The organism is Pantoea dispersa (assembly GCF_019890955.1).
Lineage (GTDB): Bacteria > Pseudomonadota > Gammaproteobacteria > Enterobacterales > Enterobacteriaceae > Pantoea > Pantoea dispersa.
On record NZ_CP082346.1, the window covers coordinates 1,726,090 to 1,742,496 of the forward strand.

At 57.9% G+C, this 16,407-nt stretch carries 13 protein-coding genes and 1 tRNA gene; 6 read left to right on the forward strand and 8 right to left on the reverse strand.

The window, feature by feature from the left end; all coding sequences use genetic code 11:
- Window position 1: 1 nt before the first annotated feature.
- The 4 genes from efeB to K7H94_RS07945 all read left to right on the forward strand — a co-directional run bounded on the left by efeB (window position 2) and on the right by K7H94_RS07945 (window position 4,085).
- Entirely contained in the window at window positions 2–1,282 is a 1,281-nt protein-coding gene (gene efeB, locus K7H94_RS07930) for an iron uptake transporter deferrochelatase/peroxidase subunit (protein ID WP_222951919.1), read from the forward strand.
- A gap of 574 nt (window positions 1,283–1,856) precedes the next feature.
- Entirely contained in the window at window positions 1,857–2,645 is a 789-nt protein-coding gene (gene phoH / locus K7H94_RS07935) for a phosphate starvation-inducible protein PhoH (RefSeq protein WP_058757427.1), read from the forward strand.
- A 98-nt stretch (window positions 2,646–2,743) separates the two neighbouring features.
- The gene (locus K7H94_RS07940; protein WP_222951920.1) at window positions 2,744–3,748 is read left to right on the forward strand and encodes an XdhC family protein; all 1,005 of its coding nucleotides are present in this window, start codon (window positions 2,744–2,746) and stop codon (window positions 3,746–3,748) included.
- Between the two features lie 199 nt (window positions 3,749–3,947).
- Complete coding sequence (locus K7H94_RS07945) at window positions 3,948–4,085, forward strand: hypothetical protein (RefSeq protein WP_021509915.1); 138 nt, start codon at window positions 3,948–3,950, stop codon at window positions 4,083–4,085.
- A 161-nt stretch (window positions 4,086–4,246) separates the two neighbouring features.
- Here K7H94_RS07945 and hxlB read toward each other — a convergent pair whose 3' ends face one another.
- Together hxlB and K7H94_RS07955 are read right to left on the reverse strand one after the other, a co-directional pair.
- Window positions 4,247–4,807: a 6-phospho-3-hexuloisomerase gene (gene hxlB / locus K7H94_RS07950; protein ID WP_141495307.1), complete on the reverse strand. Its 561-nt coding sequence runs from the start codon at window positions 4,805–4,807 to the stop codon at window positions 4,247–4,249.
- Window positions 4,808–5,468: 661 nt separating this feature from the next.
- Window positions 5,469–5,556: transfer RNA gene (locus tag K7H94_RS07955), tRNA-Ser, on the reverse strand.
- A 245-nt stretch (window positions 5,557–5,801) separates the two neighbouring features.
- Here K7H94_RS07955 and phoA point away from each other — a divergent pair.
- Entirely contained in the window at window positions 5,802–7,208 is a 1,407-nt protein-coding gene (gene phoA / locus K7H94_RS07960; RefSeq protein WP_222951921.1) for an alkaline phosphatase, read from the forward strand.
- 5 nt (window positions 7,209–7,213) lie between these two features.
- Here the strand turns inward: phoA and K7H94_RS07965 are convergent, their stop codons facing one another.
- The gene (locus K7H94_RS07965) at window positions 7,214–8,389 is read right to left on the reverse strand and encodes a YbfB/YjiJ family MFS transporter (protein WP_222951922.1); all 1,176 of its coding nucleotides are present in this window, start codon (window positions 8,387–8,389) and stop codon (window positions 7,214–7,216) included.
- 86 nt (window positions 8,390–8,475) lie between these two features.
- Here K7H94_RS07965 and K7H94_RS07970 point away from each other — a divergent pair, with 86 nt between their 5' ends.
- Window positions 8,476–9,270, forward strand: coding sequence for a helix-turn-helix transcriptional regulator (locus K7H94_RS07970; RefSeq protein ID WP_222951923.1), 795 nt, complete (start codon window positions 8,476–8,478; stop codon window positions 9,268–9,270).
- A gap of 38 nt (window positions 9,271–9,308) precedes the next feature.
- Here K7H94_RS07970 and gap read toward each other — a convergent pair whose 3' ends face one another.
- From gap to K7H94_RS07995, 5 genes are all read right to left on the reverse strand, one after another.
- Window positions 9,309–10,319 (reverse strand): type I glyceraldehyde-3-phosphate dehydrogenase, encoded by a 1,011-nt coding sequence (gene gap, locus K7H94_RS07975; protein WP_127834258.1) that lies wholly within the window; start codon window positions 10,317–10,319, stop codon window positions 9,309–9,311.
- 77 nt (window positions 10,320–10,396) lie between these two features.
- The gene (locus K7H94_RS07980) at window positions 10,397–11,377 is read right to left on the reverse strand and encodes a GlxA family transcriptional regulator (protein ID WP_058757529.1); all 981 of its coding nucleotides are present in this window, start codon (window positions 11,375–11,377) and stop codon (window positions 10,397–10,399) included.
- Window positions 11,378–11,755: 378 nt separating this feature from the next.
- Complete coding sequence (locus K7H94_RS07985; protein ID WP_222951924.1) at window positions 11,756–12,007, reverse strand: hypothetical protein; 252 nt, start codon at window positions 12,005–12,007, stop codon at window positions 11,756–11,758.
- A 420-nt stretch (window positions 12,008–12,427) separates the two neighbouring features.
- Complete coding sequence (locus K7H94_RS07990; protein WP_222951925.1) at window positions 12,428–14,821, reverse strand: glycoside hydrolase family 31 protein; 2,394 nt, start codon at window positions 14,819–14,821, stop codon at window positions 12,428–12,430.
- Window positions 14,822–14,832: 11 nt separating this feature from the next.
- Window positions 14,833–16,134, reverse strand: coding sequence for an MFS transporter (locus K7H94_RS07995; RefSeq protein WP_159378086.1), 1,302 nt, complete (start codon window positions 16,132–16,134; stop codon window positions 14,833–14,835).
- Window positions 16,135–16,407 lie beyond the last annotated feature (273 nt).

Genomic DNA, 16,407 nt, shown 5'->3' on the forward strand with positions numbered 1-16,407 from the left:
CATGAGTAAAAAAAATGACGCGGCGCAACCGTCGCGTCGTCGTCTGTTACAGGGATTAGGCATGCTGGGTGGCGTGGCGGCACTGGGCGGCGGCTGTCCGTTCCATGCCGCCAGCGCGGCAGAGAGTTTCTCACCTGGCACGGTTGCACCCGACGCGCGCCAGCAGGCGCAACCGTTTTATGGCGCTCATCAGGCCGGCATTCTGACGCCGCAGCAGGCATCTATGATGCTGGTGGCGTTTGATGTGCTGGCCAGTGATAAAGCCGAACTGGAACGCCTGCTGCGGCTGCTGACGCAGCGCTTTGCCTTTCTCACCCAGGGCGGACCGGCGCCGGCGGTGCCCAATCCGCAGCTGCCGCCGCTCGACTCCGGCATCCTGGGTGCGGACATTGCGCCCGATAACCTGACCCTGACGCTGTCGGTGGGTGATTCACTGTTCGACGAGCGCTTCGGGCTGGCCGCGCATAAGCCCAGCCAGCTGCAGACGATGACACGCTTTCCCAACGATTCGCTCGACGCCGCACAGTGTCATGGCGACCTGCTGATTCAGATCTGCGCCAATACTCAGGATACGGTGATCCACGCGCTGCGCGATATCATTAAGCACACGCCGGATCTGCTGGCGGTGCGCTGGCGGCGCGACGGCTTTATCGCCGATCACGCTGCACGCAGCAAAGGGCGCGAAACGCCGATCAACCTGCTGGGTTTCAAAGATGGCACCGCCAATCCGGATACCCACAATGCGCAGTTGATGGACCAGCTGCTGTGGGTGACACCGGAACAGCAGGAACCGGCGTGGACGCACGGCGGCAGCTATCAGGCGGTGCGCATCATCCGTTTTCACGTTGAAATGTGGGACCGCACGCCGCTGGGCGAGCAGCAAACCATTTTTGGTCGTGAGAAGTTGTCCGGCGCGCCGCTGGGGATGCAGCACGAGCACGACGTGCCGGATTACGCCCGCGATCCGGACGGCGAGATCATCGCGCTGGATGCGCATATCCGGCTCGCCAATCCGCGCACGCCGCAAACCGACAGCAGCCTGATGCTGCGGCGCGGCTACAGCTATTCCTCGGGGATTACCGGGGCAGGGCAGCTGGATATGGGACTGCTGTTCGTCTGTTATCAGCACGATTTAAGCAAAGGCTTTATTACCGTGCAGAAACGGCTCAACGGCGAAGCGCTGGAAGAATATATTCGTCCCATCGGCGGCGGATACTTTTTTGTTTTGCCCGGCGTGGCGGACAAAAATCATTATCTGGGGCAGCCGTTGCTCGAAGCCTGATTAATTAATGTACAGCGCTTGTCCGCCGTTAGCGGTGCCGGGCGCTGCTGTTAAGCCCGCCTTAAATTTCTCCTGTCTCGCTGTGACGTCCGAATTTTCTGAAACAGTTTGTTAAGTTCTGAATTACCTATCTTACTGAATATTATTATTAATTTAATTTAAGCGCACCGAGCTAAGGCTGCGCCGCACGGGTTTTCTTTGCCATAAAGTAAAAATAGTGTTGCAAATCGGCGGAAATATGATGAACTTTAGTCATAGCGTCGTCAGTTGTGTGGCTAAGTCCACTGGAGTTCGCGCATGGCCCGGTCCTTATACGGACAGTTAAATACACTTCAGCTAGCGCAGTACGCTGCGGGGGATTGTCTCCCGCGTGAGAATCCTCTTCACTTTTCTTTTATCGCCTTCGAATTCTTTTCCGATGTTTACCGGTGCGCGGCAGCGTTTCGGCGTTGTTGCACACTTTTCTCACTGGCTCGATACGGCTTACAAGGAAGCCAACAAAACCTCTAAAGCGTTCAAATCATCGCCGCGGGTGATCCGCCGCGATAAATGAAACCAACTGTAAGGTGCCACTATGGGAAGACAGAAAGCAGTGATCAAAGCGCGTCGTGAAGCCCGCCGAGTGCTTCGCAGTGACTCTCGCAGTCATCGTCAGCGTGAAGAAGAATCGGTCACTTCGCTGGTGCAGATGGGTGGGCTGGATGCAATTGGCATGGCGCGCGATGTGCGTGACCGGTCACCAATTGAGGCCAGAAACGATGCTCAGGCGCACTATCTTAACGCCATAGAAACGAAACAGCTGATATTCGCGACCGGTGAAGCCGGCTGCGGTAAAACCTGGATCAGCGCTGCGAAAGCAGCCGAGGCCCTGATCAATAAGGACATCGAAAGGATCATTGTGACGCGCCCGGTTTTACAGGCGGATGAAGATCTCGGTTTCCTGCCAGGAGACATCTCCGAGAAATTCGCCCCCTATTTCCGACCGGTTTACGACGTTCTGGTTAAACGTCTCGGCGCTTCCTTTATGCAGTACTGCCTGCGACCCGAAATCGCCAAGGTAGAGATCGCGCCCTTCGCGTATATGCGCGGACGTACCTTTGAGAATGCGGTGGTGATTCTGGATGAGGCGCAAAACGTCACCGCTGCGCAGATGAAGATGTTCCTGACCCGCCTGGGCGAAAACGTCACCGTGATTGTCAACGGGGATATTACCCAGTGCGACCTGCCCGCCAGCGTCAAATCTGGCCTTGCCGATGCGCTGGCGCGCTTCGAAGAGGATGAGATGATTGGCGTGGTGCGTTTCGGTAAAGACGACTGCGTTCGCTCGGCACTGTGCCAGCGTACGCTGCATGCTTACAGTTAACCTTGAAAAAATAGCTAATCTCAACCCGGCTGCGGCCGGGTTTTTCATTGCTATGCTTACGGGAAGAAAATGGGCGGAAACGATGAGCGGAGAAAGTCATGCACTCTCTTGATGTGCAGGTGGTAAGGATGGCGCAGCAGTGGGCGGAAGCGCAGCCGGTGTGGCTGTGTACCGTGCTCAGCACGTACGGCTCCTCGCCGCGCCCGCCGGGCGCGATGATGGTGATTCGCGCCGATGGGCGCTACAGCGGTTCCCTTTCCGGCGGCTGCGTCGAGGAGAATTTTATCACCCGCGTTCAGCAGCAGGCGTTCTCTGCCGCCAGTCAACTGGTGCGCTACGGTGAGGGGGGCGACACGCCTGACCGCGCGCTGCCGTGTGGCGGCGTACTGGATATTCTGGTCGAACGGTTGCCTGCCGGGGCCGCCACGCTGCGCTATTTACAGCAGCTGGAGGATGCGCTGTCCGGCGCGCGTGCCATCACCAAACGCCTGACGCTGCCGCAGCCGTGTCACGCGCTCGAACCTGCGCCTTATACCCACCGCACCCGCACCCAGGTCACTGACGGTGAAATCGTTCTGACCCTGAGTGCCGCGCCGCGCCTGATCCTTGCCGGACTCTCCAGCGTCGCCGTGTACTGTGCCAACTTCGCGCTGGCGCTGGGATTCGAAACCATCGTCTGTGAACACCGTGAAGAGGTGCTGAGCAATATGGCGGCCGAACTGGCGCCGGACGTCAAACTGGTGCAGCAGTTTCCGGCGGTGTATCTGGAACGCGAGGGCTGTCATGCCGCCACGGCGATCCTCTCGCTGACGCATGATGCGCGTATTGACGATCTCACCATGATGGAAGCGGTCAATCTGCCTGCGTTTTATCTCGGTGCGATGGGCTCGCAGCGCAACAGCGCAAAACGCAAAGCGCGCCTGAGCGCGATTGCGGAACTGACACCGACGCAGTTGCAGCGCATTCACGCACCGGTTGGGCTGGATATCGGCAGCAAAACCCCGGCGGAGATCGCGCTGGCAATCATGGCGGATATTGTGCGTCACAAAAATGGGTTAGCGGCAACGGATGCGCTTAGCCCGGTGCACGCAGCGTCTGAATGATCACATCACTCATCCCACGAAAAACCCGGATGCACCAGGACGCCAGCAGACGGGCAAACGGCTATGCCAAATTTTCGCGCCGCAAATAATCAATAAGCTGTGCTTTATGTTTCATGATGTGATCAACGCTTGCGCTTTACCGGTAACATCTTATCTTCAGAGAAGCGTGTACAAACACCTGAACTGAGAAGGGGTATTTATGGCTAAGCGTCATTGGATTAAATCAATTGAAATTACAGCAATTATTGTCTTCGCGTTGGTGATCGCCTGGCTGGCCGTCACGGGCATCCTGTCATCAACCGGCCTCGATCATGCGTGGCCTTATCCACATCAATAACTGAGTCCGGCACCAGGGAAATCAATTACGCTTAAATATAAACAGAATAAATTATCTAACCTGCACACCCGTGTCAGCGGCGATACCGTATCACCACACAGGGTTTCGGTGTCAGATTTGCCGCGTATAAATCAGCGACGTTCGGGAAACACGTTATGCTGTTATTCGAAGTCCGCATGGCGGCTGAACATGCTCTCGCTGGTTTCACCGCACTGATGCATGATTTCAAGCACCATGGCGTCACAGGTGATGAAGCAAAGCTGCTCAAAGGCCGAGCCCATTGGCTGCGAGAATCGTCCGGCGCTGCGTGCGTTATCGGTTTTAACGTTGCCGGGTAACACCAACACGCATTTGGCCAGTCTGCCGATGCCTGAATCTGCTTTCAGGGTAATCAGCGCCACATCGACACCGCGCTCAACGGCGTTCAGCGCCAGCGCTTTCAGGCTCGCGGTTTCGCCACTGCCAGAACCAATAATCAACAAATCGCCAGGTCTGGAGTGGGGTGACGAGATTTCACCGACCAGGCTGACCGAGAAACCCAGATGCAACAGACGGTTAGCGAACGCGCGGATAGCAATGCCGCTGCGCCCGGCGCCCTGCAGGAAAATGTGTTTCGCGCTGCGAATATGTGCGATCAATGCCTGCGCCTGGCTCTCGTCTATCTGCCGGGCGTTGTGCGCGAGTTCGTTAAGAATATGGGATACGTTTGACTGAACGGCCATATCAACGCTCTCCCGTCAGGCAATGGTTCATCCGTCTCATTAAACAGCGAAAAGAGTGGCCGGAACATGGCTGGTGCTTTTTCAGTCTGGTCATAGTGCATTCCCTCTTAATTCAGCGACATCATCAGTGGATGAAAAGGATACCCTGCAGAATTTCCGGTAAGAGTACACGGTCCGCTGCCCACGCGATATTGCAGCGAAAGGGGATCTTTCGATTATGCGTCCTGTGGCACAAAAGCGGTGAGTGTGCAGAGTTGTTGGGCAGATTTGTGATGGATTGTGGCATCAAATGAGGTAGCGGGGTCGCCAGATCGCGGGGTCGGTGCTGCAAGGAGAATAAAAAATGAAAAAGCTCCTGTCGATAGTCAGAGGCTTTCATGGCATCAAAGTGCACGTGCACTTCACGTGCATTTTTTTGCTGATTTTGTAGAACTGTGTCTCTGTAATCAATTCACAAGCGGTTTCGTCCGCCTGAAGTCTTGTTACAAATGGTAGAGGGGATTGATGAGCTTCGCTCACCCTGCGGGCAGCGTCGCAGGCTCAGCTGTCCAACTGGCATGCGCCAGTTGTCGAACCCCCCATCGGGGATTCTCATCCCCCCACGTCTGGAGAATATAAATGAAAAAAGCCCGTACTTGCGTACAGGCTCTTCTCTGAATGATGGCGGTGAGGGGGGGATTCGAACCCCCGATACGTTGCCGTATACACACTTTCCAGGCGTGCTCCTTCAGCCACTCGGACACCTCACCACATTTTGTTTGCTGACCGCACTGGGTCAACGGGGCGCTACTATAGGGAGTTCAGCGATAAGGGTCAAGGGCTATTTTCTCCTTTTTTTCTATTCGCTTAACCTCTGCGCAGATTGCCTTAAGCCTCTCCACTTTGCCGGTTTTGTCATCAAAACATTCCTTAACTGACACAAAAGTGTCACCGCACTGTCGCAGACTTGTCGGCGGAAACATTTGGTTATATCTACGGATAAGGATGCTGATAAATGAAACGCTTACCTCTTTTCACGCTCTCTCTGCTGGCTTCACTCACCGCCACGTCCGCGCTGGCAGAGAGCGCCAGCTATCAACGCGCCGCCACCGGCGATATCACCCAGCACGGCGGGGCGCGTCGCCTGAGTGGCGACCAGACCGAGGCGCTGAAAGCCTCATTGAGCAATAGCACGGCGAAGAATGTCATCCTGCTGATTGGCGATGGCATGGGCGATTCCGAAATCACCGCGGCACGCAATCAGGCGATGGGGGCCGGCGGCTTCTTTCCCGGTATTGATGCGCTGCCGCTCACCGGCCAGTACACCCATTACTCGCTGGACAAGAAAACGCACAAGCCAAACTACGTAACGGATTCTGCCGCGTCGGCCACCGCCTGGGCCACCGGCACGAAAACCTATAACGGCGCGATTGGCGTCGATGTCAACGGCACAGATCAGGTCACGCTGCTTGAATTGGCGAAAGCAGCCGGTAAAGCCACCGGCAACGTCTCGACCGCAGAACTGCAGGATGCCACGCCGGCCGCGCTGATGGCGCACGTTACCTCGCGCAAATGCTTCGGCCCGGAAAAAACCAGCGAGCTGTGTCCGGGTAACGCGCTGGAGCAGGGCGGGAAAGGATCGATCAGCGAGCAGCTGCTGCAAACCCGTCCCGACGTCACCCTGGGCGGCGGTGCCAAATCTTTCGCTGAGCGGGCTAAAGCGGGCGACTATCAGGGCAAAACCCTGCGCGAGCAGGCCGAAATACGGGGGTTCCAGCTGGTCGATAATCTCGCCGCGCTGAATGCGGTACAGCAGGCGAATCAACAGACGCCACTGCTGGGGCTGTTCTCGGAGGACAACATGCCGGTGCGCTGGCAGGGGCCGAAAGCCAGCTATCACGGTAATCTGGATAAACCGGTGGTGACCTGTGAGGTCAACAAAGATCGTCCGGCATCAATGCCAACCCTGGCGCAGATGACGCAAAAAGCCATCGACCTGCTCAGCCACAACGACAACGGCTTCTTCCTGCAGGTGGAGGGCGCGTCGATTGACAAGCAGGATCACGCTGCTAACCCGTGCGGTCAGATTGGTGAAACCGTCGATTTAGATGAGGCGGTGCAGGTGGCGCTGGCGTATGCGCGCGAGCACGGCGATACGCTGGTAGTGGTCACCGCCGATCACGCGCACAGCAGCCAGATCGTCGAAAACGGCACTAAAGCGCCGGGTCTGACTCAGGCGCTCAACACCAAAGATGGCGCGGTGATGACCATCAGCTACGGTAACTCGGAAGAGGATTCCCAGGAGCACACCGGCACCCAACTGCGCATCGCGGCCTACGGTCCGCACGCGGCGAATGTGGTCGGCCTGACCGATCAGACCGACTTGTTCTTCACGCTAAAGCAGGCGATGGCATTGAAGTAAGCGCGTCAGTGCGGGCGGATGCGCAGCACCAGCAGTCCGCCCAGCACCAGTCCGCCAGCGGCCAGCAGCAGCGCGGGGTGCAGGGAAGCAAAAATCTGCACGCTGGCGGCGGAGATCAGCGGCCCGATTAGCTGGCCAGTGGCATAGCCTGACGTCAATATCGCCACGGTTTTTGCCACGCTGATATTGGAGACGGCGCGCGCCAGCTGCATCGACAGCTGCATAATCGAAAGAAACCCCAGCCCGACCATCACCGTTGAGATCAGCAGCCCGCTCACGCCCGGGATGAGCACGCCGCTGGCCACGCCCAACCCCTGCAGGATCATAACCCACGCCAGGCTGAGGCGCGTATTCAGGCGCGCAGAAAACAGCATAATCAGCACCACACCAGCCACTGCGCAAAGTCCAAACAGCGGCCAGAAAAGCGTTGCCAGCTGACCCTGCGCAAACAGGCTGTGCGCCATTTGTGACAGAAACGTCGCGGGCAAAATATAGCCGAAACCGGCCAGCGTATAGGCCAGCCATAGCCGTTTTACCGCACTACCCGGTGCCGCCGGCGCACTTTCCCGCTGCCGGGCGGGGAGCGACGCGGGCAGCGCGCGCCACAGCAGCAGCACGCCAGCCAGCGCTACCACGCCATAGCATTGCCAGGCGCGATCGTCATTCAGGTGTAACCGGGTGATAAGCCACGCCAGCACGCCGCTCAGAGTGATGCCAGCTCCCGGGCCGGCAAATACCGCGGCGGACATGCGCGGGGCCTGCTGCTGTGCCAGCACCATCTGCGTCCAGGATGTGACGATAATCAGGGCCCAGGCACCACCGATACCCGCCACCACACGGAACAGGCACTGCAGTACCCAGGCATGACTAAAGCCGGAGAGCAGGGTCACCAGCGCGGTGGCCAGCAAACCGGCCTTCAGGTAGCGCGCGTGATGGGCAGTGATGCGGCTCACGTGCAGTGCGCCCAGCAGGTAGCCGATGTAATTCATGGCCGCCAGCACGCCAGCGCTGGAGAGCGTCAGGTGACCGTTGGCGATCATCAGCGGGATCTGCGGCGTGAGTGAAAAGCGGCCGATACCCATTACCACAATCAGGGTCACCATGCCGGTGAGCATGGTGATCAGGCTCACCCGGGTGTGCCGGACTGCTTGCCGTCCGGCGGAAACTGAATCTGCTGACATACTTTGCTTTACTCCGCTGAGATACCTTACTCTGTCCGGTGATAGTAAATGTCAATCATTCAGTGAAAAATGGGGTGGTTTATCCTATGACTACAGGTCATACCCAGGCCGTCAAATCGCGTGGTGAAGATGTGAAAAACTTCCTTACCCGCCAGCGCGCGCGTATTGATCCGCAGATCTATGGCTTCAGCCGGCAAAACCGGCGCGTTAGCGGACTGCGGCGCGAAGAAGTGGCACAGCTGGCAGCAGTCAGCGTCAGCTGGTATACCTGGCTCGAGCAGGGGCGCGACATCAGTATTTCGCCCGCCGCGCTGCAGCGCATCGGCAAAGTGCTACAGCTCTCGGTTACCGAGCAGGAGTATCTTGAAGCGCTGGTGTTTGGTAACGCACACTCGCAACCCTTCAGTCATGAGTTGCCGCCTGAAGTAAGGGCGATGGTGGATGCGCTGGACCCGCATCCGGCATTTGTGCGCCGCGCCAACATGGATATTGTCTACTGGAATCCGGCAGCGCAGTCGCTGATTGTCGACTGGGCGGCCCTGCCGCCGGCGGATCGCAACTCGCTCAAGCTGATGTTCATCAGTGAAGCCTACCAGCAGCGCATTCATGGTTGGGAAGAGGCGGCGCGCCATACGCTGTCGGCGTTTCGCGCCGGTTATGCCGCCAGCAATCAGTCGCAGGAATTCGAGGTGGTGATCGAGGATTTGCTGGCGCGCAGCGCCGGGTTTCGCACGCTGTGGAATGACCATGATGTGGGGAAAATCGGCGCGGGCAATAAAACCCTGATTGATGTCGAAGGCAGGATGCAGACATATACCTTTACCTCGCTGCAAATTGAGCAGGCACCGGGAATGCATCTGATCTTCTATCTGGCGCATTAGCGCGGCGTGCGCGGGTCGGGCGCACGCCGCCGGGGAGATTACAGACCGCGCTGTGCCATCAGGCGTGCGAGGTCAACCAGACGGTTGGAGAAGCCCCATTCGTTATCGTACCAGGCAAGGATCTTCACCAGGTTGCCACCAATCACCAGCGTGGATAAGCCGTCGATAATCGATGAGCGCGCATCGCCCTGATAATCGCTGGAGACCAGCGGCTCATCGCTGTAGCCGAGGATACCCTGCAGCGGACCCGCAGCAGCAGCGGCTTTAAAGGCGTCATTCACCTCTTCGGCCGTCACGTCGCGTTTCAGCGTCACCGTCAGATCCACCACCGACACCACCGGCACCGGCACGCGCAGCGAGTAACCGGTTAAGCGGCCTTCCAGTTCCGGAATCACCCGGCCGAGCGCTTTAGCTGCGCCGCTGGAGTAGGGCACAATCGACAGCGCCGCCGCACGCGCGCCGCGCAGATCTTTCTCTGGCTGGTCATGCAGCGCCTGGCTGTTGGTATAGGCATGGGTGGTGTTCATCAGACCGTGCTCAATACCAAACGCCTGATGCAGCACCTGCGCGGCGGGCGCCAGGCCGTTAGTGGTACAGCTGCCGTTGCTCACCACATAGTGCTGCTGCGGATCGTAGCGCTGGTCGTTGACGCCCATCACAATCGTCAAATCATCATTTTTGCCCGGCGCAGAGATGATGACGCGTTTGGCGCCGCCGTGCGTGATATGCACCGCGGCCTTGTCACGCTCGGTAAAAAAGCCGGTGGCTTCGATGACGATATCCACGCCCACGTCACGCCAGCGAATATTGGCCGGATCGCGCTCGCTGAACACCCGCACTGGTTTGCCATCAATGCGCAGCTCGCCGTCGCCAGCGCTGACTTCTGCCGGCAGTCGACCCAGCAGAGAGTCGTGCTTCAGCAGATGCGCCAGCGTTTTGCTGTCGGTGAGATCGTTAATCGCCACAATATCGATGTCGCTGCTGCCCAGCGCGGCGCGGAATACGTTACGTCCGATACGGCCAAAACCGTTAATGCCTACCTTGATCATGACTGACTCCTTAGTGAAGTTACTGCAGTCACTGTAGGCCTGGCGTGCACTGGCGTAAACGACAAAAAAGGATCACTTTACGCCATTTTGCGGCTGTGAAAGCGCTGGCGATATTCGTTGGGCGTGAGATGCAACTGGCGCTCGAAGCTGCGCCGCAGGTTGATGCTGCTGCCAAAGCCGGTGGCGGTGGCGATGCGTTCCAGCGTCTCGCGCGTCTGCTCCAGCCGCTCGCGCGCCGCCGCCAGCCGCGCTTCTGCCACATAGCGCGCCGGTGAAACGCCGGTTTCGCGGCTGAACACGCGGGTAAAGTTACGCGGGCTCATCGCCACCTGGGCCGCCAGTTTCTCCACCGACAGGTCTTCCGCCAGATGGGCGGCGATCCAGCTCTGCAACTGAGCAATCGGCCCCGACTCGCTGACGGACTGCAGGTGAAAGCGGCTGAACTGCATCTGGCCGCCGGGACGACGCAGATACATCACCATATCCTGTGCGATGTCGCGCGCCACGCTGAAACCAAAATCTTCCTCTACCAGCGCCAGTGTCAGATCGAAGCCGGAGCTGACGCCGCCAGAGGTCCAGATTGGGCCATCCTGGATATACAGCGGGCCGCCTTCAACCTGCACGCGCGGATAGCTGGCCTGCAGCGTGTCCAGCAAACGCCAGTGGCTGGTGGCGCGCCGGCCATCCAGCAATCCCGCCTCCGCCAGCAGCATCGCCGCCCCGCAAATCGACACCACGCGGCGCGCCTGCGGGGCAGCCAGCTTAATCCAGTCCACCACCATGTTGCGTTCTTCGGGGTTATCACCGCGCCCGGTAATCATGATGGTGTCCCAGCGTTCACGCGGATCGAGTTCAGCCAGTTTGAGGTCGGCGAGCAGATTGAGGCCAGACTGGCCGTGGATCACCTGGTGCGGCTGCGTGGTCGCGATGCTGATGCGATAGCGTGCGCCAGCAACGCCCACCGGCAGGTGCAGGTTGGCGTGCATGAGGATGTCGGCGATACCCGCCGCTTCGAACAGCATGCCGCCGTCCGGGACAATAATCAGAAAGGTTTTCATGGCGTAAAATGTACCTGCGCCACGAAAGAAGTCAATGTGCGATGGGCGATCAGGCGCGCGAGCTGAATACCCGGCCGCGGCCATCAGACGGGGCATTTCCGGCGGCACCGTACAGGCGCTGATCGGCTCGGGCCTGTTGGTTCAGGCGCTATATTTATATAAAATCATGATGTCGCAAATGATGCTTATTTCCCTCATCGTGCAGTTAAAAATATCTGCAGACTGAAGCGTTGGATGCCAGATTAATCAGGTGCCTGTTATTTTGGAAGTGAAATGCCAGGATAGGTTAAGAGAAACACTGTTTTATAAAGCATTCCTTTGCCATGCAGTGATAATGACTACGATAATGAGCAGCTGAGTAAATCAGGCTTAAAACCATCAATTATATTCTACCTGCAGAAAAGTCAAACCACGCTCACGGATAATGCGCGCGGTGCCCAGCGCGTAAGGTAATTCACGCGCGGCACCATTAACCTGCAGGGTTTCGCTCTTTTTAATCCCTTCGCGCGTGCAGTTCAGCGAGACGCTGCGCGTCACGGCATAATCACAGGAGGGTTCAACGATCGCGCCGACGAACGTGATTTGACCGTCGGCGGCAAGGGTGGCGTGGCTGGCAAGTAAAGCTATCATCGGTAACAGCAATCTTTTCATCACAGAGGCCCTTTAAGAAGTCGGGAATTACCCGATTAATGTCGTCTTAATGACTAATAGCGCGCCACAGTTGAATATTGCTTAAACCGCGGCGTTTCCGTGTTAAGGCATATTATTACGATGGCTTAGCCAGTGCGTCGTCATGTTTTACGCAATCGCCTCAGCAATAAACGCTTATGCCTGCATTAAGCGCAGCTATTATATTAGTAAGCAACCAGGATTAATCGGGTGAGCAGGGTGGTGAAATAAGCGTATTAAACCGGATAGATTTATTCGCGGGATAACGTCGGGACAGAAAACGGGCAGATATCTTGGTGGTGTAAGCTGCTGAGGGAGAAAAAAGCGGGCTGCGATGAAGGTAATCAGGCGCACCCGACATCGGTGCGCTCTTGTGATTTATCAGCTGCGGGAAATCTGCGCCAGCGTCACGTCGGCTGACGCAGCGCCTGCGGCGACACCGTCGATAAACAGCGCACGCTGTTCACCGGCGGGCAGGGCAATCTGCAACGTTTGCCATGCCGGCTGATAGTCACCCTTGCGCCGTAGCGTAAGGTGAATGGCTGTGGCTTCGCAGCGCATTTCCCACTGCAGCCACAGCGCATTGCCCTGTTGATAGCCCCAGGACTCGCCATCATCTTCGAACAGTTCGCCGTGGCTAACGCCTTTGCCCTGCAACGGGTAGAGCTGCAGCGTGCGATGATCGTCTGCGGCGGCGTCGACGTGAGCAATACGCTCGCTGAGTGGCAGTGCCGCACCTGCGCGCACCAGCAGCGGCTGTGTTTCCAGGGGCGCAGGCAAGGTGATCCATTGACCCCCGCTGTACCACTGCTGCGTGGCGAAATCATACCAGCCGGTCTGGTTGTCGGGCAGCCACAGGCGGCGTTCACGCTGGCCGGGTTCCACCACGCTGGCGACCAGCAGATCGCGGCCGAGCAGGAATTCATCACACTCAGCAAAGGTCTGGGCATCGTGTTCATGATCAAGGAACGTCGGGCGCAGCATCGGTTCATCGTCCGCATGCGCCTGCCACAGCAGCGTGTAGAGATACGGCAGCAGGCGATAGCGCAGCGCGATGGCCGCCCGAATTGCGGGCGTGACCGAAGGATACATCCACGGCTCATTCACGGTGTGATCGTCATTCCATGAATGAATGGTGAAGCGCGGATGCATGACGCCATTCTGCACCCAGCGCACAAACAGCTCCGCGTCGGGTTTATCGCCCGAGAAGCCGCCGACGTCGTGACCGACGTTATACAAGCCGGACAGGCTCATGCCGAGGCCCATGCGAATGTTGTAGCGCAGCGAGGTCCAGTTGGTGCGGTTATCGCCGCTCCAGGTTTGCACGTAGCGCTGCATCCCGGCGCAGCCGGAGCGCGAAATCAGGAACGGTCGCTGTTCGGGGGCAAAGCGCTGTTGCGCTTCCATCGATGCGCGCATCATCAGCAGCGGCATCACCGGGCGAATATGCTTGATGGCAATCGGCGTGCCGAAGCCGTGACAGCGCGCTTCGCCGTCCCAGACTTCATACTCGTTGTTATCATTCCAGGTGGCGTCGATGCCTTTTTCCAGCAGCTGACGGGTGACGTTCTCCTGCCACCAGGCCACCGTTTGCGGATGGGTGAAATCGAGGTGCGATCCTTCATCATCCCAGAACACCGAGCGCTCTGGCACATCTTCTTCCGAATCGCGGATAAACAGTCCCTGAGCCGCGACTTCTTCATAGCGCGGGTGATCCTGCAGCAGGCAGGGTTTGATGTTGGCCGCCAGGCGCAGCCCGGCACCGTGAAATGCCTCGCTCATCGCTTCCGGCTGCGGCACTTTGTCGTAGTTCCAGTTGAACACATAACGCTTGTTATTGAGCGAGGTATAACCCGAAGAGAGCTGGAAGGAGTCGCACGGAATAGCGTGCTCCTCACACAGGCGGATGAAGTTCATCAGCTGGTTTTGCGCGTCCGGCGCATCGGTGTAGTGCATGGTCGAGCCGCTGTAGCCCAGACTCCATTTGGGGCCGAACAGCGTTTTGCCGGTCAGGCGCACGAAGGTTTTGGTGATATCCAGCACCCGCTTACCGACAAACAGGTAGTAATCGATATCGCCACTCTCCGCCTGCCAGCGGCGATACGGCTGGTGATAGTTATCCAGCTCGTTACCCAGATCGAACCAGCTGGTGCTGAGGTTATCGTAGAACAGGCCAAAGCTGACGTCGTTACGCCGCGTGAGGGTGAAGGGCACATGTTTGTACAGCGGATCGGTGGAGGAGGCGTTGTAACCCATAGCATCCAGATTACGCATCTCAAAGCGTTTGCCGTTGCGTTGCAGATCGCCAGTTTTTTCGCCCAGACCGTAGTAGCGGTCGTCCGCCATGCGGCGCTGATAGTGCGCCACGCCGTCGCCGTGTGCGTTGATCTGATAGGCGCTGGTGGGGCGATCGCCGGTCAGCAGTTGCCAGTCGCCTGCGGCATCACGGTACTGCCACTCCAGCGCCAGTGGCTGACGCACTATCACGCGCAGCGTGTCGGTACTGATGGTCAGACAATTGGCTTCTTCCTCCAGCGTAAAACCGGGCAGGCTAAACCCGGCCAGGCTGTCGCGCGGACGCCCTTCCCACGGAACATCCTGTTCCGGCGCAATGCTCCAGGTGCGGTCCAGACTGTAGTTGCCGTGGCGCTTGATCACCACGCGGAACAGACCTTTTTCCAGCACGTACAGGCACAGATGGTGTTTGCCATCAACGTTAAGCACCACATGGTGACGATCAGAATGGGCTAAAGACCAGTTTTTTAAGGTTTTCATCGTTACCTACTTCATTGGGTCGCTGAACGACGCTCAGCAATAAACGCAATCAGGAAGACTGCACCGATCAGGTCAAAGAAGCCCATGGCGACAAACAGCGGGTTAAAGCCGATTTTGTCAGCCGTTACGCCAATCACAAGCGAAAACAGGAAGCTGGAGATCCAGGCAAACGAGCCGCGCATGCCATTTACCGTGGCCATCTGGCCCTTATCAAATTTTTCCACCACTAGTGCGCTCAACATGCAGGAGATGATCTGATGACCAAAACCGCCAATCGAGATCAGGGCAATCGCGACATAGGGGTCTTTGGTCATCGCCACCAGTGCCAGCGACAGCATCAGAAAGGCGCCGGTGACCGAGCTGGCGACAACGGAATTTACCAGCCTGAAGCCAAACAGCCGGGTATAGATGCGCGTCAGGTAGCCGCTGGCTGCGCTGCCGAGATCCGCCGCGAGGAACGGCAGCCAGGCGAACATGGCAATCTGTTTCAGGTCCATTCCCAGGTCTTTTGCCAGATAGAGCGGTACCCAGAAGCTCAGCACGCCCCATGCCGGTTCAGCCATAAAAGCGGGAATGGCGATACCGTAAAAACGCTTGTTTCTGGAGACGGTTTTCAGGGCTTTGAAGAAAGGCAGTTTGACCGCCGGTGGTTCATTATCCTGACGAATAAAGGCCAGCTCATCGCTGCTGAGATTCGGGTTACGTTCCGGATCGCGATACAACAGCCACCACAGCACCACCCAGCCCAGAGCCAGACAGCCGGTAAACAGGAATGCGCCCTGCCAGCCGAACGAGGCGTGGGCAAAGTAGATAATGGGAGGTGCCAGCATAGCGCCAATCGAGAAGCCGACGCCGGCCCAGCCGGCCGCGATCGGACGCTCTTTTTTCGGGAACCATTCACCAATCACTTTGGCGTTGGCCGGCGTGGCGGCCGCTTCAGCTCCGCCCATGACAAAGCGCAAGATGGCGAGGTGCAACCAGCTGGCGGCGCCGGCATGGAACAGACAGGCCAGCGCCCAGATGGTGGCGCAGATGAAGAAGCCGAGTTTGAGGCCAATGACGTCAATCAGCCAGCCGCAGATCGGTTGAAAGAAGGTATAAGCCAGCTGAAAAGCGCCGACTATCCATGAATATTGTTCTGTGGTGATGCCGAGACTGGTTTTCAGCTCGGGGGCCAGAATGCCTAACGAGTTACGGGTAATGTAGTTGACGGTGACGCCGGCCAGAAACAGCACCAGCACCCACCAACGCAGATGACGGATGACGCGTTTCGTGCCGGTTGCGGCAATCCCTGGATTCAAACTGCGGTTCATCGGATTCTCCATTCATTATTAACAGCATGTGTGAGCAACGTCTGTGACTGCCTGGCCGGAGGTGGAGTCCATACCGGCCAGCGCATAACTCCCTGGCCCTTGATTGCCGGGCGTGGCGTGATGCGTCCTGTTTTAACTATCCGCCGGGAGTGAACCACAGTTAGGTCAGGTGGTCGCCAGCCTGATGCGGTATTTGTGATCTGGTTAACCAAAATCATTTATCAGGTTGACTTCTGCCGGTGAAAAGCCGAATTTGACGCTGCGCAGGCACTT